Here is a 2,880-nt window from a genome sequence, read left to right on the forward strand (position 1 = left end):
TCGCTACCGGCCCGGACGAGCTGCCAGCGCCGGACCGGGTTACGTCGGGGGCCGCCGCCGTCCGTGCCGGCGGTACGGCCCCGCGCCGGACCCGGGCTCATCCGGCGGCGGAGGCCGCGCCGTCCGGGTCGACGGCCACGCCGAGGGCCGTCGGGTCGGCGGCGCCGCCGGAGGCCCGCGCGGTGAGGGCGTCGATCAGCTGGTCGCCCAGCAGGGAGATCGGCGGGGCGCCCATGGTCACCACCACGTCGCCCGGGCGGGCCCGGCGGGCCACCTCGACCGGGGCGTCCTCCCACGAGTCGACGAACACCTTGTGCGCGGCGTCCAGCGGCACCGCCTCGACCAGCGCCGCGGAGCCCTCCCCCGGCTGGCGCAGCTCACCCGGCCCGAAGACCTCCAGCAGCACCAGCTCGTCGGCGATGCCCAGCGCCGCGGCGATCTCCGCCTGGAGATCCCGGGTGCGGTAGAGCCGGTAGGGCTGGAAGACCACGATCAGCCGGCCGTCCCCGGCCACCTCGCGCAGCGTCTGCAACGCCAGCGTCATCGAGGTCGGGTGGTACGCGTACTCGTCGTAGACCAGGACGCCGTCCGCGACACCCTTGCGCTCGAAGCGCCGGCGGACGCCGGGGAAGGCGCCCAGCGCCGCCTCGGCCGCCTCGACGGGCAGCCCCAGCAGGTACGCGGTGAGCACCGCCGAGGCGCTGTTGAGCCCCATGTGCCGCCCCGGCACCGGCAGCCGGATCTCGCCCAGCGAGTGGCCGTCGACCTCGGCCAGGAAGCGCACGCCCTGTGCGGTGGAGGCCATGTCGTCCAGCCGCAGGTCGGCGTCGGGAGACAGGCCGTAGGTGTGCACCCGGCGGCCCTCCGCGCGCAGCGTCTCGGCCAGCCGGCGGCCACCCGGGTCGTCGGCGCAGGTGATGATGAAGCCGTCCGGGTCGGTGAGCCGGGCGAACTCGGCGAAGGTCGCCTCCAGGTTGGCCAGGTCGCCGTAGGTGTTGAGGTGGTCCGCCTCGATGTTGGTGATGATCGAGACGTACGGGCGGTAGATCAGGAACGAGCGGTCGCTCTCGTCCGCCTCGACCACGAAGTACTCGCCGGTGCCGTGGTGCGCGCCGGAGCCGACCTCGGAGATCTCCCCGCCGATGACGAAGGACGGGTCCGTCCCGGCCTGCTGGAGCACCATGGTGACCATCGAGGTGGTGGTGGTCTTGCCGTGGGTGCCGGCGACCGCCACCGTCCGCCGGCCGGTCATCGCCGCGGCGAGGGCCTCGGAGCGGTGCAGCACCCGCAGGCCGCGCCGGCGGGCCTCGACCATCTCCAGGTGGTCCTGCGGGATGGCCGAGGAGTAGACCACGGTGTCCACGCCGTCGAGGTTGCTCACCTCGTGGCTCATGTGGATCGTCCCGCCGAGCGCCCGCAGCCCGGCCAGCGACGGCCACTCGCGCAGCTCGCTGCCGGAGACCGGCAGGCCACGGGTGAGGAAGAGCCGGGCCAGGCCGCTCATGCCGACCCCGCCCACCCCGATCAGGTGGATCCGGCCCAGGTCCTCGGCGGTGAGCGTGCCGGCCGGGGTGAACTGCGCGGTGTTCATGCCAGGTACCTTCCCGTCGCGGTGGCCGGCGTCGCCGACCCCCGGTCGTTCGCGACTGCGGGGCTCGCAAGCTCACTCCTCGCGCTCACCGAGCCACCGCCTCGTAGACGAAGTTCAGCAGCGCGACGTCGCCGTCGCGTCGCCCGTACCCGGCCGCGGCCGCGCCCATCGCGGCGAGCCGGTGGTGGTCGCGGACCAGCGGGATGACCGTCCGCTCCAGCCAGTCCGGGGTCAGCTCGGCGTCGTCGACGAGCAGCCCGCCGCCGGCCTCCACCACGGGCAGCGCGTTGCGCTTCTGCTCCTGGTTGCTGTGCGGGTACGGCACGTAGATGGTGGGCAGGCCGATGGCGGCCACCTCGGCGCAGGTCATCGCCCCGCCCCGGCCCAGCATCAGGTCGGCGGCGGCGTAGCCCAGCTCCATCTCGGACAGGTAGGGCAGGGTCACGTACGGCACCGGCAGGTCGGTGGGGACCGGCACCGGCTCGTTGCGGGCGCCGATCACGTGCAGCACCTGCACGCCGTTGCGGGCCAGTTCCTTGGCCGCGCCGGAGACCGCCAGGTTGATCGAGCGGGCGCCCTGCGAGCCGCCGGCGACGAAGAGCACCGGCAGGTCGGGGCGGAGTCCGAAGTGGGCCCGGGCGGCGTTGCGCATGGCGACCCGGTCCAGCCCGGCGATGCCCCGGCGCAGCGGCACGCCGACCACCCGGGCGTCGCGCAGCGACTCGGCCTGCGCGGGCTGGTGCGGGAAGCCCACCGCGACGTTCTTGGTGAACTTCATGCCGAGCCGGTTGGCCACGCCCGGCGGCACGTTCACCTCGTGGATGACGATCGGCAGCTCGCGGCGCCAGGCGGCGAGGTAGCCGGGGACGGAGACGTACCCGCCGAAGCCGACCACCGCGTCGGCCTGTACCTCGTCGATCACCTTGCCCGCGGCGCGGGCCGCCTTCCACATCCGGTCCGGGGTACGCACCAGGCTCATGTTGACCGAGCGGGGCAGCTGGTACGCCGGGATCTGCCGCAGGTCGTAGCCGGCCGGCGGGATCAGCTCGTTCTCCAGGCCCTTCGGCGTGCCCAGACAGGTGATCCGGACGCCCGGGTCGTGTCGGCGCAGGCAGTCGGCGAAGGCGAGCAGCGGGTAGATGTGGCCACCCGTTCCCCCTCCACAGAGCACCACCGAACGCAGCGGACCCATCAGCGTCTCCTCTCGCTCGCCGTCCCGCCACGGGTCCGGCCCTGCCGGCCACCGCGCGGTGCGGCCTGGTCGTCCTCCCGCCGCGCTCGCGACCGGG

At 74.3% G+C, this 2,880-nt stretch carries 2 protein-coding genes; both read right to left on the bottom strand.

Going from position 1 to position 2,880, the window contains the following annotated elements; all coding sequences use genetic code 11:
- Positions 1-97: 97 nt before the first annotated feature.
- Positions 98-1,591: a UDP-N-acetylmuramate--L-alanine ligase gene (murC, locus tag JNW89_RS33265; RefSeq protein WP_238452058.1), complete on the bottom strand. Its 1,494-nt coding sequence runs from the start codon at positions 1,589-1,591 to the stop codon at positions 98-100.
- A gap of 85 nt (positions 1,592-1,676) precedes the next feature.
- On the bottom strand, positions 1,677-2,783 hold the full coding sequence (murG, locus tag JNW89_RS33270; protein WP_238452059.1) for an undecaprenyldiphospho-muramoylpentapeptide beta-N-acetylglucosaminyltransferase: 1,107 nt from the start codon (positions 2,781-2,783) through the stop codon (positions 1,677-1,679).
- Between the last annotated feature and the right edge of the window lie 97 nt (positions 2,784-2,880).

The sequence above is a fragment of the Micromonospora sp. 4G55 genome (assembly GCF_016803375.1).